The 19,224-nt window shown below is 64.1% G+C and carries 19 protein-coding genes; 10 read left to right on the forward strand and 9 right to left on the reverse strand.

What is annotated here, in order from left to right; genetic code table 11:
* Positions 1-17 precede the first annotated feature (17 nt).
* From ACR65N_RS16995 to dnaN, 5 genes are all read right to left on the reverse strand, one after another.
* Positions 18-998, reverse strand: a complete 981-nt coding sequence (locus tag ACR65N_RS16995; protein ID WP_440457968.1) for a complex I NDUFA9 subunit family protein — start codon at positions 996-998, stop codon at positions 18-20.
* Positions 999-1,137: 139 nt separating this feature from the next.
* A complete protein-coding gene (locus ACR65N_RS17000; protein ID WP_440457969.1) occupies positions 1,138-1,425 on the reverse strand; it encodes a DUF1330 domain-containing protein in 288 nt (95 codons plus the stop codon).
* A 20-nt stretch (positions 1,426-1,445) separates the two neighbouring features.
* A complete protein-coding gene (gene pyrF / locus ACR65N_RS17005; RefSeq protein ID WP_440457970.1) occupies positions 1,446-2,156 on the reverse strand; it encodes an orotidine-5'-phosphate decarboxylase in 711 nt (236 codons plus the stop codon).
* A gap of 172 nt (positions 2,157-2,328) precedes the next feature.
* Positions 2,329-2,922, reverse strand: a complete 594-nt coding sequence (gene pmtA / locus ACR65N_RS17010; RefSeq protein ID WP_440458128.1) for a phospholipid N-methyltransferase PmtA — start codon at positions 2,920-2,922, stop codon at positions 2,329-2,331.
* A 128-nt stretch (positions 2,923-3,050) separates the two neighbouring features.
* Positions 3,051-4,169: a DNA polymerase III subunit beta gene (gene dnaN / locus ACR65N_RS17015; protein WP_440457971.1), complete on the reverse strand. Its 1,119-nt coding sequence runs from the start codon at positions 4,167-4,169 to the stop codon at positions 3,051-3,053.
* Positions 4,170-4,433: 264 nt separating this feature from the next.
* Here dnaN and rsmI point away from each other — a divergent pair, with 264 nt between their 5' ends.
* From rsmI to ACR65N_RS17060, 9 genes are all read left to right on the forward strand, one after another.
* A complete protein-coding gene (rsmI, locus tag ACR65N_RS17020; protein WP_440457972.1) occupies positions 4,434-5,345 on the forward strand; it encodes a 16S rRNA (cytidine(1402)-2'-O)-methyltransferase in 912 nt (303 codons plus the stop codon).
* Entirely contained in the window at positions 5,335-5,703 is a 369-nt protein-coding gene (locus tag ACR65N_RS17025) for a YraN family protein (protein ID WP_440457973.1), read from the forward strand. The genes rsmI and ACR65N_RS17025 overlap by 11 nt, the downstream gene beginning before the upstream one ends.
* A gap of 150 nt (positions 5,704-5,853) precedes the next feature.
* Entirely contained in the window at positions 5,854-7,170 is a 1,317-nt protein-coding gene (gene ugpB / locus ACR65N_RS17030; protein ID WP_440457974.1) for a sn-glycerol-3-phosphate ABC transporter substrate-binding protein UgpB, read from the forward strand.
* A 75-nt stretch (positions 7,171-7,245) separates the two neighbouring features.
* The gene (gene ugpA, locus ACR65N_RS17035; RefSeq protein ID WP_430306175.1) at positions 7,246-8,130 is read left to right on the forward strand and encodes a sn-glycerol-3-phosphate ABC transporter permease UgpA; all 885 of its coding nucleotides are present in this window, start codon (positions 7,246-7,248) and stop codon (positions 8,128-8,130) included.
* 9 nt (positions 8,131-8,139) lie between these two features.
* Positions 8,140-8,988, forward strand: coding sequence for a sn-glycerol-3-phosphate ABC transporter permease UgpE (gene ugpE / locus ACR65N_RS17040; RefSeq protein ID WP_430306174.1), 849 nt, complete (start codon positions 8,140-8,142; stop codon positions 8,986-8,988).
* A gap of 1 nt (position 8,989) precedes the next feature.
* A complete protein-coding gene (gene ugpC / locus ACR65N_RS17045; RefSeq protein ID WP_440457975.1) occupies positions 8,990-10,117 on the forward strand; it encodes a sn-glycerol-3-phosphate ABC transporter ATP-binding protein UgpC in 1,128 nt (375 codons plus the stop codon).
* A 115-nt stretch (positions 10,118-10,232) separates the two neighbouring features.
* A complete protein-coding gene (locus tag ACR65N_RS17050; RefSeq protein ID WP_440457976.1) occupies positions 10,233-10,742 on the forward strand; it encodes a cupin domain-containing protein in 510 nt (169 codons plus the stop codon).
* A gap of 76 nt (positions 10,743-10,818) precedes the next feature.
* Positions 10,819-11,769 carry a glutathione synthase gene (gshB, locus tag ACR65N_RS17055; RefSeq protein ID WP_440457977.1) on the forward strand — a complete coding sequence of 317 codons (951 nt, stop codon included), beginning with the start codon at positions 10,819-10,821 and terminating at the stop codon, positions 11,767-11,769.
* Between the two features lie 158 nt (positions 11,770-11,927).
* The gene (locus ACR65N_RS17060) at positions 11,928-13,460 is read left to right on the forward strand and encodes a YifB family Mg chelatase-like AAA ATPase (RefSeq protein ID WP_440457978.1); all 1,533 of its coding nucleotides are present in this window, start codon (positions 11,928-11,930) and stop codon (positions 13,458-13,460) included.
* Between the two features lie 25 nt (positions 13,461-13,485).
* On the opposite strand, the gene ACR65N_RS17065 is transcribed toward ACR65N_RS17060, so the two are convergent.
* The 3 genes from ACR65N_RS17065 to dut form a co-directional block, all read right to left on the reverse strand.
* A complete protein-coding gene (locus ACR65N_RS17065) occupies positions 13,486-14,097 on the reverse strand; it encodes a LysE family translocator (RefSeq protein WP_440457979.1) in 612 nt (203 codons plus the stop codon).
* 264 nt (positions 14,098-14,361) lie between these two features.
* Positions 14,362-15,279: a GNAT family N-acetyltransferase gene (locus ACR65N_RS17070; RefSeq protein ID WP_440457980.1), complete on the reverse strand. Its 918-nt coding sequence runs from the start codon at positions 15,277-15,279 to the stop codon at positions 14,362-14,364.
* Position 15,280: 1 nt separating this feature from the next.
* Positions 15,281-15,751 (reverse strand): dUTP diphosphatase, encoded by a 471-nt coding sequence (gene dut, locus ACR65N_RS17075; RefSeq protein ID WP_440457981.1) that lies wholly within the window; start codon positions 15,749-15,751, stop codon positions 15,281-15,283.
* A 99-nt stretch (positions 15,752-15,850) separates the two neighbouring features.
* Between dut and ACR65N_RS17080 the strand changes: the two genes are divergently transcribed.
* Positions 15,851-17,434 carry a peptide chain release factor 3 gene (locus tag ACR65N_RS17080; protein ID WP_430306166.1) on the forward strand — a complete coding sequence of 528 codons (1,584 nt, stop codon included), beginning with the start codon at positions 15,851-15,853 and terminating at the stop codon, positions 17,432-17,434.
* A 246-nt stretch (positions 17,435-17,680) separates the two neighbouring features.
* On the opposite strand, the gene betC is transcribed toward ACR65N_RS17080, so the two are convergent.
* Positions 17,681-19,195 (reverse strand): choline-sulfatase, encoded by a 1,515-nt coding sequence (gene betC, locus ACR65N_RS17085; RefSeq protein ID WP_440457982.1) that lies wholly within the window; start codon positions 19,193-19,195, stop codon positions 17,681-17,683.
* Positions 19,196-19,224 lie beyond the last annotated feature (29 nt).

Below are 19,224 nucleotides of genomic sequence, written 5' to 3' on the forward strand. Positions count from 1 at the left end.
CTCCGAAACCGGGTGGCTCAGACGGCCTTGCCGGAATTGGTGAACTGGCCCTGCGGACGAAACTGCACGAGATAGCTAGGCAGCACGGTCTCGATCAGCGTCGGGCGGATGCCGAGGCTCTCGATCGTGCGGCCGTCCGCCTTGGCGGCATCCGACACGATATTGTCCTTCTTGAGAAGCGTCACCTGGTCGCTCGTCAGCGGCGGCGCGATGAGCGGCACCATCGAGGCGACGCTGCCCATCAAGGATGCGACGCCGAAGGGCAGCGAGATAAAGCGGCGCTTGCGACAGGTGACCTTCAGTACCAGTTCCAGACATTGCTTGAAGGTCAGGACTTCCGGTCCGCCGAGCTCATAGATCTTGCCGCCGGGAATTTTGCCGTCGACGGAGTTGCCGATGACCTCGGCGACATCGCCGACGAAGACCGGCTGGAACTTCGTCTTGCCGCCGCCGATCAGCGGCAGGAAGGGCATCATCCGCGCCATGTCGGCAAACTTGTTGAAGAAGCTGTCTTCCTTGCCGAACACGATCGACGGCCGCAGGATGACGGCCTCGGGCAGGATCGACAGGATGGCGTCCTCGGCACGGCCCTTGCTGCGGCCGTAGGAGGAGGCGGACTTGGCATCGGCGCCGATGGCCGAGACGTGGGTGAGGCCTGCACCAGCGGCCCGGGCGGCTTCGGCCACGGCCTTGGCGCCGAACTCCTGCACGGAATCGAACGAGTTCTTGCCGCTTTCAAACAGGATGCCGACGCAGTTGACGACATGCGCGGAACCGGAGACGGCCTGGTCGATGGACGCGCGGTAGCGCAGGTTCGCCTGGACCAGCTGGATCTGCCCGACATAGCCGAGCGGCCGCAGGAAGCCGGCGAGATCGGGACGGCGCACCGCGACCCGGATGCGGTAGCCGCGCTTGGCAAGTGCCCGAACCACATGCCGGCCGACGAAGCCCGAGCCCCCGAACACAGTGACGAGCGGCGGAAGATTGGACATGGTCATGGGGATGCTCCGAAAGCAGGTAGAATAGGGTGATCAGTCTCTAGCCTAATCGGTCGTCGAGGTGAAGCCTCGGCGTGGCCTGGCGTCACGCCGGGCCAAGATTTTGGGCCGCACTGCTGGATTGCGGGACGCGAGATCCTCAAACGCCCTCGACCACCACCATCTCCGCGTCGCCGACCTCCTGGCGGATCTTCGCGGCGACCTGGTATTCCGGGGAATTGTAGCAGTCGACGGCCGCCTGCATCGACGGGAACTCGATCACGACGTTGCGGGCCCGTGAAGGACCTTCAAGTTCGGTGATCGCGCCGCCACGAGCGAGGAAATTGGCGCCGTACTTCTCGAAGGCCGGCTTGGCGGCGGCCACGTAGTCCTTGTAGCGCTCGGCATTATGCACGTCGACGCGGGCGATCCAGTATCCCTTGGGCATTGTTGTCTCTCCTTCGGTTTTCAAGCGTCGTTGGCCGGCCACAGGGCCTGGCGCATCTCATCGAGGATGGCTTCCGCCGCCTGACGCGGATCAGTGGCCTTGACGATGGGACGGGCGACAACGAGATGGCTCGATCCTGCCTTCAGGGCATCGAATGGTGTCACGACGCGCTTCTGGTCGCCGGCATCAGCGCCCTTGGGACGAATGCCGGGGGTGACGACCGCCATATCGGTGCCGACGATCTCGCGCACTGCGGCCGACTCCTCCGCCGAGCAGACGATGCCGCCCATGCCGGCCTCGCGGGCCTGCGCGGCGCGGCGGCGGACCAGTTCCTCTGGCGTCTGTGCATAGCCGGCCTCGGCAAGGTCAGCCGCGTCCATCGAGGTCAGAACGGTGACGCCGAGCAGGCAGAGGTCGGATCCCTTCGCCGCTTCCACGGCCGCGCGCATGGCCTTCGGATAGGCGTGCAGCGTCAGCATCGTCATGCCCATGCCGGCGATCGCCTCGACGCCCTTCGCCACCGTATTGTCGATGTCGAGCAGCTTCATGTCGAGGAAGATCTTCTTGCCGTCGCGGGCGAGATCGCGCGCCAGCTCTAGGCCGCCGATGAAGGCCAGCTGGTGGCCGATCTTGTAGAAGGAGACGCTGTCGCCAAGCGTGGCGACCATATCCTCGGCTTCCGCGATGGTCGGAATGTCGAGGCCTACGATCAAGCGGTCGCGTGCGTTCATGTCGTCTCTCCCTGCGCTGATTTCACCGCCGTCCAGTCGCATGCGAACTGCAAATCGGCAAGGCAGGCACAGCGGACGACGCCGAAAAGATTGCGCGGCCGTCCGCAATTCTCAAGCCGGTCCGACCGGCTCGTGAGGGCTTTCGCGAACCGGAGGCATCGAAACGGTCCGGTTAGGGACGTGTGTAGGTCCAGAGCTGAGCCGGCGGAATGTTGCGCACGACGAAGTCGTAATGCTTGATCTGGTAGCGGTCGGGTCTGGCGACGATCGGCGACACCGGGCCGTAGGTGATCTGTATCACCGGCCGGCCGGCTGGCATGCGGTCCAGCAGGTCCTCGAGCAAGGCAATGCGCCTCTCCATGGGAAAGCTCAGCATCGGGATCGCCGAGATCACCGAGTCGAACTGCTGGTCGCGCAGACTGCCGAGAGTATTCTGAAGGTCGAAAGCGTCGCCGTTGATGAACTGCACCCGCGGAAAGCTGCGCGTCAGATGCTGGTAGAAATCCGTCGAAAACTCGATGGAGACCAGTTTCTCAGGAGCGATGCCGCGCTCCAGGATCGCCTTGGTGATGATGCCGGTGCCGGGCCCGAGTTCGAGGACCGGCAGCCCCGACTGCGGCGTGATGACGCTTGCCATGCGCCGTGCCGTGACACCGGAGGTCGGCAGAATGGCACCGACGCGTTTCGGGCCGTCGATCCATCCCTTGAAGAAGCGGATTTCCTCGTCGAATTTCCGGCCAAGCCGCTCTTTCAAACGCAATTCCATCATGATCTCCACGCAACCTGCTCATGGCTGATTAAGGATAAGTGCGCCCCGATGACGCAAAATCAAGGAAAAATGTCGCATTCAAAAGAGGCGACAAAAAAAGGACCGGCGAACCGGTCCTCTTTTCTTCAAACCCGCATGGGCATCAGAACATAAAGTGCATCGTCGCCCGCGGTATCCCGCACCAGGGTCGGCGAGCCGGCGTCCGCCAGCATGAAGATCGCGTCCTCGCCCGACAATTGGGCGGTGATGTCGAGCAGGTATTTGGCGTTGAAGCCGATTTCCATGGCATCGCTGTCATAGCCGACCGCCACTTCCTCGGTCGCACTTCCCGAATCCGGATTGTTGACGGTGAGTAGCAGCTGGCCCTCGCTGAGCGCCAGCTTCACGGCCCGCCCGCGCTCCGACGAGATGGTCGAGACACGATCGACAGCCTTGGTGAAGCTCTGGCAATCGACGCGCATTTCCTTGTCGTTGCTGGTCGGGATGACGCGCTGGTAGTCAGGGAAGGTGCCGTCGATCAGCTTCGAGGTCATCACAATGCCGCCGATCGTCAGACGGATCTTGGCGTCCGACACTTCGACCGTGACCATCGCTTCGGGGTTGTCGACAAGCTTCTGCAACTCGCCGACCGTCTTGCGGGGAATGATGATGCCGGGCATGCCTTCCGAACCGGACGGCGCCTCGATGTCGGCGCGGGCGAGCCGGTGACCGTCGGTTGCCACCGCGCGCAGCTTCAGCTTTCCGTCGGCTTCAATCGTGTGGAAGAAGATGCCGTTCAGGTAATAGCGGGTCTCTTCGGTGGAGATGGCGAACTGGGTGCGGTCGATCAGCATCTTCAGATCGGTCGCCTTGATCTTGAAGGTATGCGTGAAGCTGCCGGCGGTCAGATCCGGGAAATCGGTTTCCGGCAGGCACTGCAGCGAAAACTTGGAGCGCCCGGACTGTACCGTCATGCTGCCGCCGTCCGGATTGGTGGCGAGCCGCACTTCGGCGCCATCCGGCAGCTTGCGGACGATTTCGTAGAGGAGGTGCGCCGGAACGGTCGTCGCCCCGGCCTGCTCGACCATCGCCGGCAGCTCCTCGGTGATTTCGAGATCCAGGTCAGTCGCCTTCAAGGCCAGGTCGTTGCCCGCGGCCTTCAGCAGGACGTTCGACAGGATCGGGATCGTGTTGCGGCGCTCCACCACGCGATGGACGTGGTTCAGCGACTTCAGGAGGTTGGACCGCTCAAGAGTAATACGCATGGACGCTACCGCTTTCGACCGTGCCGGTCCAAGGGACCGAAGATTATGCTTGTCCGTCAGTCTGCCCGGACGATGTGGACGGGCAAAATGGCAGAGTTTCCCGCCGGAACGCAAGAGGCGCCGGTCTGGTGTTCCCGAATTTCACGTTGCGGCGCGGCATAGCGCACAGCTTTCCACATCCGGCGCCCGTGCTTGCGGTCCGGAGCCGGCTCCCGCATAACAGCGTCGAGGCCGCCAACGCCGGCCAAGTGATCGAGGACAGACGTGACGCAAGACGAGGACAAGACGGCGAGCCGCACCTATCGGGTTGCAAACGTGGCGGTACCCGCCCGTCCGATCGAGCCCGCGCTCTACCTGGTCGCAACGCCGATCGGCAATCTCGGCGACATTACGCTGCGCGCTTTGGAAACACTTGCCGGTTCCGACGTGCTGGCCTGCGAGGATACCCGCGTCACCCGCGTCCTGCTCGATCGCTTCGGCATCACCGGCCGCCCCTATGCCTATCACGAGCATAACGCCAACGAAGTCGGTCCGCGGCTGATCAAGGCGCTCGACGAGGGGAAGTCCGTGGCGCTGGTGTCGGATGCCGGCACGCCGCTGGTCTCCGATCCGGGTTATCGGCTGGGGCAGCTGGCGCTGGAGGCCGGCCATCGCGTCGTCCCCATTCCCGGCCCCTCGGCGCCGCTTGCCGCCCTGGTGGGCTCGGGGCTCCCCTCGGATGCCTTCCTGTTTGCCGGCTTCCTGCCGGTCAAGGAAAAGGGCAGGCGGGATCGGCTAGCCGAGCTGTCGAAGATCCCCTCGACATTGATTTTCTTTGAATCGCCGCATCGAATCTCCGACACGCTGAGGATCGCCGCCGACGTGCTGGGGCCAGACCGCGCCGCCTGCGTCTGCCGCGAACTGACGAAGACTTTTGAAGAGTTCCGCCGCGGCTCTCTCGGCGAACTCGCCGGGCAGTATGCCGACGCGACCGTGAAGGGCGAGATCGTCCTCGTCGTCGGCCCGCCGGCCTATGACGACATTCCGGCGGCCATCGACGTGGACATCATGCTGCGTGAGCTGGCGCAATCGATGCCGGCCACCAAGGCGGCCGCCGAGGCAGCGCGGCTGACCGGCCTGTCGCGCAAGGACCTCTACCAGCGGCTGATCGAGCTGAAAGGTGCCGATGGCGGCTGACGATCCGATCGGCCGGCGTCGCAAGGCGGAGCGCCATGGGCGGTTCTCCGAATATGTCGCCGCGCTGTATCTGATCGCCAGAGGCTACCGCATCCTTGCCATGCGCTATCGGACGCCGGTGGGCGAGATCGACATCATCGCCCGCAAACGGGATCTGGTCGCCTTCGTCGAGGTCAAGGCACGCCGACAGGAGATGCAGGCGATCGATGCCGTGAGCGCTATGTCGCAGCGGCGGATCCGCGCGGCGAGCGATCTCTGGCTCGGTCGGCGGCGTGACGGACACCGTCTGTCGCAGCGTTACGACATCCTCGTGATCCGCCCCTGGCGTCTTCCACGGCACTTCCCGGACGCGTTCTGACGCGGCTGTCCGTCGAAGATTGAAAGCCTAGCAGCAGCCCGCTGAGGTCCGGCCCGGGACTGTAACAATGCCGTCATGGAACTGTTAAGGACGTGTCACGCAAGGAGGCTAAGCCACCCTCATCCAACCAGTGGAGAAGAGGGATAATCCATGTTCAAGAAGCTTGGCCTTGCCGTAGCCGCGCTCGCACTTTCCGCATCGACGTCGCTTGCCGCGACTGAAGTTACCTGGTGGCATGCCATGGGTGGCGAGCTGGGAAAGAAGCTTGAGGAAATCGCCCAGAAGTTCAACGACAGCCAGGCCGACTACAAGGTCGTGCCGATCTACAAGGGTTCCTACCCGGAAACCCTGACCGCTGCGATCGCCGCCTTCCGCGCCAAGCAGCAGCCGGCAATCGTCCAGGTATTCGAAGTCGGCACCGGCACGATGATGGCCGCCAAGGGCGCCGTCTACCCGGTCTACAAGCTGATGAAGGACGCAGGCGAGCCGTTCGACACGAAGTCGTTCCTGGCGCCGGTCGTCGGCTACTACTCCGATACCAGCGGCAACATCCTGTCCCTGCCGTTCAATTCTTCGACGCCGATCATGTATTACAACAAGGACGTCTTCAAGAAGGCCGGCCTGGATCCTGAGGTCGCTCCGAAGACCTGGAAGGAAGTCGAGGATTTCTCCAAGAAGATCGTCTCGTCGGGCGCTGCAAAGTGCGGCTTTACCTCGGCCTGGATCACCTGGGTTCAGACGGAAAATCTTTCGGCCCTGCACGACAAGCCCTTCGGCACGATGCAGAACGGCTTCGGCGGTCTCGGCACTGAGTTCACCTTCAACGGCGACGTCCAGATCAAGCACTGGGCGAACCTGAAGAAGTGGCAGGACGAGGGCCTCTTCAAGTATGGCGGCCCGGTCGGCGGCGACCAGGCGGCGACCATGTTCTATGCCCAGGAATGCGCCATGACGATGAACTCGTCGGCCGGCCGCGCCGGCGTCATCAACAACGCCAAGACCTTCACGCCAGGCTTCGCGCCGCTTCCCTACTATGACGACGTCACCAAGGAGCCGAAGAACTCGATCATCGGCGGCGCCACGCTCTGGGTGCTGAACGGCAAGGACGAGGCCACCTACAAGGGCGTCGCCAAGTTCTTCACCTACCTGTCGAAGCCGGAAGTTCAGGCCGAATGGCACCAGTACACGGGCTATCTGCCGATCACCAATGCCGCCTACGAGCTGGGCGAGAGCCAGGGCTACTACGCCAAGAACCCGGGCTCCGACATCGCGATCAAGCAGATCACCCGCGGCACGCCGTCTGAAAACTCCAAGGGTGTCCGCTTCGGCAACTTCACCCAGGTTCGCTCGGTCGTCGACGAAGAATTCCAGGCGCTCCTGGCCGGCAAGAAGGACGCCAAGCAGGCGCTCGACAGCGCCGTGACGCGCGGCAACCAGCTGCTGCGCGAATTCGAAGCCGCGAACTGACAGCCTCTGATCCGCGGGAGAGGGCCGGCCACCATGCCGGCCCTCTCTCCTTTAGGCTCTCCTGCGCAGGGCACCATGGAAACCAAACGCACCACCTTCGACGCACGACTGCTGCCCTATCTCCTGCTGGCGCCGCAGCTGCTGATCACCATCGTCTTCTTCATCTGGCCGGCGGCACAGGCCGTCAAATCCTCCTTCGAGCGCGAGGATCCGTTCGGCTTCTCGACCGTCTTCGTCGGGCTCACGCACTACCGCAATCTGCTGGCGGATCCGAACTACCTCGATGCGCTTGGGCGCACGGCAGTCTTTGCGATCTCGGTGACGGTGCTGTCGATGGTGCTGGGGCTTGCCTTTGCCGCAGCTGTCGACCGGCTGGTGCGCACGGGCCGTGTGTATACGACGCTGCTGGTCTGGCCTTACGCGGTGGCACCGGTCATCGCCGGCGTGCTCTGGTGGTTCATGTTCAACACGTCCACCGGCATCCTGCCCTACTATCTGCAGATCATCGGCATCCGCTGGGATCATGATCTGAACGGCACCCATGCGATGATCCTGATTATCATCGCTGCCGCCTGGAAGCAGATCTCCTACAATTTCCTGTTCTTTCTGGCGGGCCTGCAATCGGTGCCGCAGTCGCTGATGGAGGCGGCCGCCATCGATGGATCCGGTCCGGTCAAGCGGTTCTTCAACATCTCTCTGCCGCTGATCTCGCCGACCACCTTCTTCCTGTTCATCATCAACGTGAACTACACGATGTTCGACACCTTCCCCATCATCGACGCCACGACCGGCGGCGGCCCGGCGCAATCCACCACGACACTCGTCTACAAGGTGTTCCAGGACGGCTATGTGGGGCTCAACATCGGCTCGTCCTCGGCGCAATCGGTGCTGCTGATGCTGATCGTGATGCTGCTGACATTCGTGCAGTTCCGCTATGTCGAACGCCGCGTGCAGTATTGAGGAACGACCATGGTTGAAAATCGTCCCTTCCTCACCTTTCTCACCCACGCCTTCCTGATCTGCGGCTTTCTGGTGGTGGCGTTTCCGGTCTATGTGGCGATCATTGCCTCGACGCACGACACCACGACGCTGGTCAGCACCTCGCTGCCGCTTCTGCCGGGATCGCATTTCATCGACAATTACCGGGAGATCCTGACCGGCGCCTCGGCGGCCAACGGGCTGCCGAACTATGCGCATATGGCGCTGAACTCGCTGATCATGGCGGTGGTCATTACGGTGGGCAAGATCGCCATCTCGATCCTGTCGGCCTTTGCCATCGTCTACTTCCGCTTCCCCTTCCGCCAGCTGGCCTTCTGGATCATCTTCGTGACGCTGATGCTGCCGGTGGAAGTGCGCATCATGCCGACCTACAAGATCGTCGCCGACCTCGGCATGCTGAACTCGTGGGCCGGGCTCACCATCCCGCTGATCGCCTCGGCCACGGCGACCTTCCTGTTCCGGCAGTTCTTCATGACCGTGCCGGACGAGATCATGGAGGCCGCCCGCGTCGACGGCGCCGGCCCGATGAAGTTCTTCCGCGATATCCTCTTGCCCCTGTCGCGCACCAATATCGGCGCGCTCTGCGTCATCCTCTTCATCTATGGCTGGGTGCAGTATCTCTGGCCCATGCTGGTGACCACCGATCCAGGCTACTACACACTGATGATGGGCATGAAGCGCATGGTGACCGTTCAGGACGGCGTCATCGAGTGGAACCTGGTGATGGCCGGGGCCGTGCTGGCCATGCTGCCTCCCATCCTCATCGTCATCCTCATGCAGCGGCTGTTCATCCGCGGCCTCACAGAAACGGAGAAGTGACATGGCGACCATCAACATAGCCGATGTCTCCAAGGTCTATACGGGCGGCGTGAAGGCGGTCGACACGGTCTCGATCGACATTGCCGATGGTGAGTTCATCGTGCTCGTCGGTCCCTCAGGCTGCGGCAAGTCGACCCTGCTGCGCATGGTCGCCGGGCTGGAAGCGATATCGTCCGGCGAGGTGTCGATCGGCGGACGCATCGTCAATCGCATGGAGCCCGCCGAACGCGATATCGCCATGGTGTTCCAGAACTACGCGCTCTATCCGCACATGACGGTTCGCCAGAACCTCGAATACGGGCTGAAGAACCGCGGTACGCCCAAGACGGAAATCGAAGCCCGGGTTGCAGAAGCCGCCCGCATGCTGGAGATCACGCCGTATCTGGAGCGCAAGCCGAGGGCGCTGTCGGGTGGCCAGCGGCAGCGCGTTGCAATGGGTCGCGCCATCGTCCGCAAGCCCGCCGCCTTCCTGTTCGACGAACCGCTCTCCAATCTTGACGCCAAGCTGCGCGTGTCGATGCGCGGTGAGATCAAGCGCCTGCAGAGGCGGCTTGGCACCACCTCCATCTATGTCACCCATGATCAGCTCGAAGCCATGACGCTGGCCGACCGGCTGGTGGTGCTGAACGGTGGCCGCATCGAGCAGATCGGTTCGCCGCTTGAGGTCTATCACGCCCCGGCATCGACCTTCGTTGCAAGCTTCATCGGCGCCCCGGCCATGAACCTGATCTCCGGCGAGCTTCACGGCAACCGGCTGGCGATCGGCCCGGCAACGATCGAGCTGGACCAAGCGCCGACCTCCGGCGCGGTGATGGTGGGCGTCAGGGCGGAGGATCTGCGGGTCGCCAGAGACGGCGAGGATTTCCTGCCGTTCCGTCTCGATTATGTCGAAGAGCTCGGCTCGCAGCGGCTGGTTCACGGACAGGTGGGCGACCAGAAGCTGACGGCGGCGCTGTCGCCGGAAACGCCGGTGGCGGAGGACATGCGGCTCGCCTACGATACGCAGCGCCTGCATTTCTTCGGTGCGACCGATGGCCGACGCAACGGCCCGGCCGTCATCCGTGCAACGCCGGTTCCGGAGATGGTGCCTTCCCCGGTGCTGTCATCAGAGTTAGATCCGGTGACCTGAAGGCGAACCAGGGCTACCGTCACGATCCGCGCGATTGATAAAATGCAAGCGATCCTGACAACCTTGCGCTGAAACTCAGGTGTTACCCTCTGCCGGTCCGGGATAAGGGGGTCACATGGTTTTGAAACTGGCACTCGCGGGGGCGATCGCTCTTGCCTATCGCAGCCGCACCAGCGCGCCAGGTGGCGGCGTCCCGCCCTTCATCGGCGCCTCGGCGGAAGCCCTGGCGCGGGAGCTGAAGCCGGCGCCGATCGAACCCGCCTGGATCCTCGACGGCACACCGCAGGCCCGTGTCGTCTCGCACTCGACGACCGCCGACAAATGTTCGACTACGGCTATCTGGGACTGCACGGCGGGCACCTTCCGCTGGTTCTTCGGCGACGACGAGACGGTGGTTATCCTCGACGGCGAGGTGTCGATCACCGCCGAGGACGGCACCCAGCGACTGCTGCGCGCGGGAGACATCGGCTACTTCAAGGCCGGCACCTGGGCGACCTGGCGCATCGACCGCTACGTTCGCAAGATCGCCTTCATGCGCCAGCCTATCTGGATGCCGCTCGCCCTCGTTTACCGGGTCCGCAACCGTGTTCGTCGTGCCCTGAAGGGCGGCGGGCTCGGCCTCTAAAGCCTGCCGATCTCTACCGTTGCCTTCGCTTGCCCGTCGTCCTACATCTGGCGGGCAATCTGACAAGGGACAGGGTATGGCCAAGATCCGCACAATCGCATTCCAGATGGACCACGTGTCCAGCATCAACATTGCCGGCGATTCGACCTTCGCCATGGCGCTGGAAGCGCAGGCCCGCGGCTACGAGCTGTTCCACTACACGCCCGACCGGCTGACCATGCGCGACGGCCGGATCTTCGCCTCCATCGAACCGATGCAGCTGCGCGACGAGAAGGGCAGCCACTTCACCCTCGGCGAGCGACAGCGGGTCGATCTGTCGACCATCGACGTGATCATGCTGCGCCAGGATCCGCCCTTCGACATGGGCTACATCACCTCCACGCATCTTCTCGAACGGCTGCACCCGAAGACGCTGGTGGTCAACGACCCGGCCTGGGTGCGCAATTCGCCGGAAAAGATCTTCGTCACCGAGTTCGCCGACCTGATGCCCGCGACGCTGATCTCGCGCGACCCGGCCGAGATCGCCAGCTTCCGCGATGAGATCGGCGACATCATCCTGAAGCCGCTCTACGGCAATGGCGGCGCCGGCGTTTTCCATTCGGCCCGCGACGACCGCAATTTTACCTCGCTGCTCGAGATGTTCGGCCAGATGTATCGCGGCGAGCCCTACATCGCCCAGGCTTACCTGCCGGCGGTCCGCAAGGGCGACAAGCGCATTCTGCTGGTCGACGGCGAGCCGGTCGGTGCGATCAACCGCGTGCCGGCAGTGACCGACAGCCGCTCCAACATGCATGTTGGCGGTCGCGCCGAGCCCACCGAACTGACGGCGCGCGAGAAGGAAATCTGTGCCCGCATCGGCCCGGCGTTGCGTGAACGCGGCTTCCTGTTCGTCGGCATCGACGTGATCGGCGACGTGATGACCGAGATCAACGTCACCTCGCCGACCGGCATCCGCGAGGTCAAGAAGTTCGGCGGCGCCGACGTCGCGTCGCTGCTGTGGGATGCGATCGAAGCCAAGCGCGGCTGACCGCGATTACCTGCAACAGATCGTCGGCGTGCTGCGCGCCACGAATTGTTCCGCAAATGTTCTTGTGCTCAACCATAAACTGTGGTTGGATTGTACTTGCGCGTCTTGGAAGCCAGTGCGGGCTCTGACCAGGCGCTGGAACGCGGGGCAGGTGGCACATGGTGGCGCGGGTCAGTACGGTTGCATTCCAGGGCATCGAAGGCGTGCCCGTCGATGTTCAGGTCATGATCGGGCCGGGCAAGCTCAACATGCACATCGTCGGCTTGCCGGATAAGGCGGTCGCCGAAAGCCGCGAACGTGTGCAGGCGGCGCTGCATGCCTCGGGTCTGGCACTGCCGCCGAAAAAGATCACCGTGAACCTTGCGCCGGCGGATCTGCCGAAGGAAGGCTCCCATTACGACCTGCCGATTGCGCTGGGGCTGATGGCGGTGCTCGGCGCGATACCGGCCGATGCGCTGGCTGGCTATGTGGTGCTGGGCGAACTCAACCTCGATGGAACGCTGGCGCCGGTGGCCGGTGCGCTGCCGGCGGCGATCGGGGCCAATGGTCTCGGCAAGGGGCTGATCTGCCCGGCAGACAGCGGTGCGGAGGCCGCCTGGGCGGGTCCGGACATGGATATCCTTGCGCCGCGCAGCCTGATCGCGCTCGCCAATCATTTTCGCGGCACCCAGGTCCTGACGCGGCCGCAGCCGGCGATCCGCATGCCGGCAACCAATCTGCCGGATCTTGCAGACATCAAGGGTCAGGAGAGTGCCAAGCGGGCGCTGGAGGTGGCGGCGGCCGGCGGGCATAACCTGCTGATGATCGGGCCACCCGGTTCCGGCAAGTCGATGCTTGCCGCCCGCCTGCCGTCCATCCTGCCGCCGCTGGAGGCCGCCGAACTGCTGGAGGTGTCGATGATCCACTCGATTGCCGGCCAGCTCTCGGGCGGCAAGCTGTCCGACCGTCGACCGTTCCGAACACCGCACCACTCGGCCACCATGGCGGCACTGGTCGGCGGCGGACTGCGGGCAAAGCCGGGCGAGGCCTCGCTTGCCCATCACGGAGTGCTCTTCCTTGACGAGTTTCCGGAGTTCTCGCCGCAGGTGCTGGATGCGCTGCGCCAGCCGCTGGAGACGGCGCAGTGCGTCGTAGCGAGAGCCAATTACCGCGTCACCTACCCGGCCAGCATCCAGCTGGTGGCGGCGATGAACCCGTGCCGGTGCGGCATGGCCGGCCAGCCGGGGCATGTCTGCGCCCGGGGCGACCGTTGCCTCACCGAATATCAGGGGCGTATCTCCGGGCCGCTGATGGACCGGATCGACATCCGCATCGAGGTGCCGGCGGTCTCGGCTTCCGATCTCATCCGCCCGCGGCCGGCCGAAGCCAGTGCCGAGGTGGCAGCCCGTGTTGCGCGGGCCCGCGAACGGCAGCGCCAGCGGTTCATCGAGGCCGGCCTGCCGGGCATCGGCACCAATGCCCGTTGCTCGACCTCGCTGATCGAGGGGTTTGCCGAACCCGATGCAGCAGGGCTGCAATTGCTGCGTGACGCGGCGGAAAAACTGAAGTTCACCGCCCGCGGCTATCACCGGGTGCTGAAGGTGGCTCGGACGCTTGCCGATCTCGACGACATGCAGCGTGTCGGGCGCATTCACCTGGCCGAGGCGATTTCCTACCGGATGGCGGGCGAAAGGATGACGGCGGCGGCTTGACGCGGCGAGGCGCTGCAGGTGCCGCTCAGCGGGCAGCGATATAGGCGGCCGTGCCGGCGAGAATGCTGGCTGCAGACCGATTGAGAAGTTTCAATGCGCTCGGTTTCTTGAGGAGGATGCGTGCCTTGGAGGCCAGCAGGATATAGGGCAGCAGGACTGCCATCAAGACGACGAAGGTCAGCGCCACCAGGGCTGCGTAGTCGCGCGGTCCGATGGACTGTAGAGGGATGAGGGTGGGCACCAGCGCCACGTAGAACAGCATGGTCTTCGGATTGCCGAGCGTCACCAGCAGGCCGGAGAGAAAGGAAAGGCCAATGCTTGGCGTGCTCTGCGCCTCGATCTCCTGCGGCAGGAGACCGGCCGTCCAGAGCTTCCACGCGATGTAGATGAGGTAGGCCGCACCGGCATACTTGATGATCAGGAAAGGCGTGGTGAAATTCTGCGCCACGATGGCGAGGCCCAGAATGACGGCGGTCAGATAGATCAGGTCGCCGAGGATGAGGCCAAGTCCCATGAAGAGGGTGGGGCGGAAGCCGGACCCGAGCGCGCGCGCCACGATGGCAGTCATGCCGGGCCCTGGAATGGCGGCTGCGATGAAGAGCGCGCCGGCATAAGCAATGAGTGTGGTGATCGTCATGAAGGGGCCCTCGCCGTCGGATCCTCCATGGCAGGCAAACGGGCGCCGCGCAATATGCTGCCGCTGGCGGATCGATGGACGCACGTAGGAGGTCATATGCCGGACCCCAGCGGTTGCCGTTCCGGTGCTGACGACGTCGGAAGAGGAGGCTCAACGGTGAACATGTCAGACCGGCCTCGAGCGGCGATCATTTCGGCCGCGCCTGCGCATGGTGAAGTGGACAGGAGGCGGTCCCGCAGCAGATCCATCACGCTGAGCACGTGGTCAGAAATCGGCCATTGGTGAGAGCTTCACGGGGCCGTGCGGCAGTGCCATGTGGCGGCTCCACATCATCAGCACGGTTGCGCCTTCGTCGGGGTCGGCGCGCGCGTCCCATGGCTGTCCGTCAGCACAGATCCTGTCGGTCGGGAACTGGACATCGACATGCGTTGCCATGGCAGCAGTTGCCCCGATCAGGGTGCCGAGCGAGGGGATGGCGGCGCCCACCACATCGAGAAGCGAAAGCCGTTCGTCATTCGTCAGCTCGCTGGCGACGACACAGTGCTCCTGCTCCATCCAGTGCAGCGAGATGGACGGGGAGAGCCAGGCGTTGAGCAGGAACATGTGAGACTGGTCGAGGACTGCGAACCGGTCCGACACTGGCTGGCGGCAACGGAGCGCCTCGCGGATCAGCGCGAGATCGTCCGGCTGACGTATGTCCAGGCGACGGGCGGGCGGGATCCCGCCCGGCAGAGCCGGAACCGGGCCTGAGAAGCGCCACTGCGGCACGGTCCGGAAGCCGAGAGGCTGGTACAGTGCCGGATGCCGTGTGGTGAGGAGGATTGCCTCGAAGCCCGCCGCACGACAGCGGCCGAAGGTGATCTGCATCAGGTCGCGGAACAGGCCGCGGCCGCGCCATTCCGGCCGCACCGCGCCGGATTGCCAACCGGCGGCTTTGATATGCTTCCCGTCGATCATCACAGGCATTGAAAAGGCGCTGAGATTGGCGATGCATCGTCCGTCTGCATCGAAGTAACCAGTCGGCATGCTTGTCGGATCGGGGCCGCCAAGCACGGTCAGGGGCGAGACATCGAAGCGGAATATGTCGAACAGCAGGTCGCAGAAGGCGCGCCAGGCGAGCGGATCGCCGAAGTAGTCAGAACGCAGCACGAGGCCGTTGCTGTCGCAGGACCGCCCACGCATCTCAAACGCCGGTGGAGCCGAAGCCACCGGCGCCGCGCTCGGTGTCGCTTACCTGCCTCGTCTCGATCACCTGCACCTGCGTGACCGGCGCCACCACCATCTGGGCGATGCGCATGCCGCGGCTGATTTCGAAATCCTCGTCCCCGAGGTTGACAAGCAGCACCTTCACCTCGCCGCGATAGTCGCTGTCGATGGTGCCCGGCGTGTTGAGGCAGGTGATGCCGTGCTTGAAGGCAAGGCCGGAGCGCGGCCTGATCTGCGCCTCGAAGCCGTGAGGGATCTCGAAGATGAAGCCCGTCGGCACCAGGGCGCGCTTCCCCGGTTCAAGCGTCATCGCCTCGCCATCGCCGAGCGCGGCCTTAAGGTCCATGCCGGCGGCACCCGCCGTCTCGTAGGACGGCAGATCGAGCCCGTCGGCATGCGGCAGGCGGATGACGGAGAGCCGGGGCGTGGAGGAAGCGTGCATATTCATGATCCCATTTGCGGACCCGGGGCTCGCGGGGTCAAACACGAATTGAAAGTTATCCACGGAGTCGCTAGATACGCGGCAACTCAAAGGATTTTCTGACCCATGGCCGAAAGCATTGCAGAGGCGGTTTCCCGCCGCCGCACCTTCGCGATCATCGCCCACCCAGACGCGGGCAAGACAACGCTGACCGAAAAGCTGCTGCTGTTCGGTGGTGCCATCCAGCTTGCCGGCGAGGTTAAGGCCAAGAAGGACCGCATCCAGACGCGCTCCGACTGGATGAAGATCGAGCGCGAACGCGGCATCTCGGTTGTAACCTCGGTGATGACCTTCGAGTTCGACGGCAATGTCTTCAACATTCTCGATACGCCCGGCCACGAGGATTTTGCCGACGACACCTACCGCACGCTGACGGCGGTGGATGCCGCGGTCATGGTTATCGACGGTGCCAAGGGCATCGAGCCGCGGACGCTGAAGCTGTTCGAGGTGTGCCGCATGCGCGACATCCCGATCATCACCTTCGTCAACAAGATGGACCGCGAGGCGCGCGATACGTTCGAAATCCTCGACGAGGTGGAAGAGAAGCTGGCGCTGGATACGGCGCCGGTCACCTGGCCGGTCGGCCGCTCGAAGAACTTCTGCGGCTCCTACAATCTCGCCGACAACACGTTCCGCGGCAGCGACACGCAGGTCGAGGGCCAGCCGGTCAATGGTCCGCAGACCGTTGCCGAGCATCTGCCGGAAAACGAGCGTGCGGCCTTCATCGACGAGCTGGAACTGGCTCGCGAAGCCTGCCGCCGCTTCGATCGTCAGGCCTTCCTCGAAGGTCACATGACGCCGGTCTTCTTCGGCTCGGCGCTGCGCAATTTCGGCGTCCGCGATCTGATCAATGCGCTTGGCGATTTCGCGCCGCCGCCGCGCGACCAGGTGGCCGACGTGCGCAAGGTGCATGCGGCGGAAGACAAGATGACCGCCTTCGTCTTCAAGATCCAGGCGAACATGGATCCCAACCACCGCGACCGTATCGCCTTTGCCCGTATCTGCTCCGGCAAGCTGGAGCGCGGCATGAAGGCAAAGCTTGCCCGCACCGGCAAGCTGATGGGGCTGACGGCTCCGCAGTTCTTCTTCGCCTCCCAGCGCCAGCTGGCGGATACCGCCTATGCCGGCGATGTCGTCGGCATCCCAAACCACGGGACGCTGCGCATTGGAGACACGCTGACCGAGGGCGAAGCGCTTGTCTTCCAGGGTGTGCCGAACTTTTCGCCGGAAATCCTGCGCCGCGTGCGGCTGGAGGATGCGATGAAGGCAAAGAAGCTGAAGGAAGCACTGCAGCAGATGGCCGAAGAGGGCGTCGTGCAGCTGTTCTCGCCGGAGGATGGCTCGCCGGCGATCGTCGGGGTGGTCGGCGCGCTGCAGCTCGACGTGCTGAAGGAACGGCTGCAGGGCGAATACACGCTGCCCGTCTCGTTCGAGATGTCGCGTTTTTCCGTCTGCCGCTGGATTTCGTCCGATCAGCCGGCGGAGCTCGACAAGTTCCTGACCGTCAAGCGCGGCGATATCGCCCGCGACCTCGATGGCGATCCGGTGTTCCTGGCGCAGGATGCGTTCTCGCTGCGCTACGAGTCGGAGCGCTATCCGGCGATCAGGATGGTGGCGATCAAGGAGTATCAGGTCGCCAGCGCGGCGTGACAGGCCTGCGAGGCTTGCCGCGCAACCTCCTCGGAAGTGGAGGACTAGTAGGGATTAGCCGGCAACCGCGCCGTCATCCTCGGGCTTGACCCGAGGATCCACAACGCAAGCTTTTGCATCCTCAACTGTTGGCGAACCGAGCTGGCCGCACAGATCCCGGGGTCAAGCCCGAGGAGTAGGCGAGGGGCGCGCTCCATGCAGCCGCTGCACGCGTCAGCGTCCGCACAGCCTCCTCGCGTTCGAGGCTCACTCTCCCCGCGGAAACCGTTGGTTCTCCTCCAGCACGTTGAGATCCATGTGGTTGCGCATGTAGCGCTCGGACGCTTTTTGCAGCGGCTGATAATCCCAGGGGAAATAGGCGCCGTTGCGCAGTGCCGGATAGACCACCCAGCGGCGCGCCTGGCTCTCGCGGACCGCTTCGTCGAAGCGCTGCAAATTCCACCGTTCGAGCATGGTCGCGGTCATGCGTGCCAGCGTCTCGTAATGGTCGGGGCTTTCGGCCAGGTTTCGGCGCTCGTGCGGATCGCTTTCGAGGTCGAACAGCAGCGGCGGATCCGCCTCGCAAAGCGTCAGCTTGAACCGTCCGTCGCGCAGCGCGACGAGCGGCGCTATGGAGCCTTCGGCGGCATACTCCATCGGCACGGCGGTCCGCGAACCGCTGCCGGTCGCAAGCGGCGCGAGATCCTCGCCATCCGTCCAGCGGGCGAGCGAGGCGATGTCGATGCCGGCAAGTGCCGCGAGGGTCGGCGTCACGTCGAGCGTCGAGACCGGCTGTTCGACGAGCGCCGGCTGCCAATCGGGCGCCGCGATCATCAGCGGCACGCGCGCCGAGCCGTCGAAGAAGCACATCTTGAACCACAGACCCTTCTCGCCCAGCATGTCGCCATGGTCCGAAACGAAGAGGACGATGGTGTCCTCGGTCATTCTCGTCCGCTCCAGCACGTCCAGAAGCTCGCCGATCTTGTCGTCGACATAGGAGATGTTGGCGAAATAGCCCTGGCGGGCGCGGCGGACCTGCTCGCGGCTGATGTCGAAGGCGCGGAAGTCGCAGGCCTCCAGCAGACGTTGGGAATGCGGGTCCAGCTCGTCGAACGACAGGTCGCCGTCCTTCGGGTCGAGCTCGGCGCAGTCCTCGTAGAGGTCCCAGTATTTGCGGCGCGCCACGTAGGGGTCGTGCGGATGCGTGAAGCTGACCGTCAGGCACCAGGGGCGGTCGTCCTGTCGGCGCGAAAGATCGTAGAGCTTGCGGCAGGCGTGGTAGGCCACCTCGTCGTCATACTCCATCTGGTTGGTGATTTCCGCGACCCCGGCGCCGGTCACCGAGCCGAGATTGTGATACCACCAGTCGATGCGTTCGCCGGGCTTGGTATAGTCCGGCGTCCAGCCGAAATCGGCCGGATAGATGTCGGTGGTCAGTCGTTCCTCGAACCCGTGCAACTGGTCCGGGCCGACAAAGTGCATCTTGCCCGACAGTGCCGTGTGGTAGCCGGCGGCCCGCAGATGGTGCGCATAGGTCGGGATATCCGATGCGAATTCCGCCGCGTTATCGTAAACGCGTGTGCGGCTCGGCAGCTGGCCCGACATGAACGAGGCGCGGGCGGGGGCGCACAGCGGGCTTGCGGTATAGGTGTTGGCGAAGCGGACGGACCGCTGCGCCAACGCTTTGATGTGCGGCGCATGCAGGAAATCCGCAGGTCCATCGGGAAACAGCGTACCATTCAACTGGTCCACCATCAGTATCAGAACGTTTGGCCGGCTCATGGGATTTCCTGCTGCCTTTGGTGGGAATA

This window comes from Rhizobium sp. SAFR-030, from assembly GCF_059415005.1.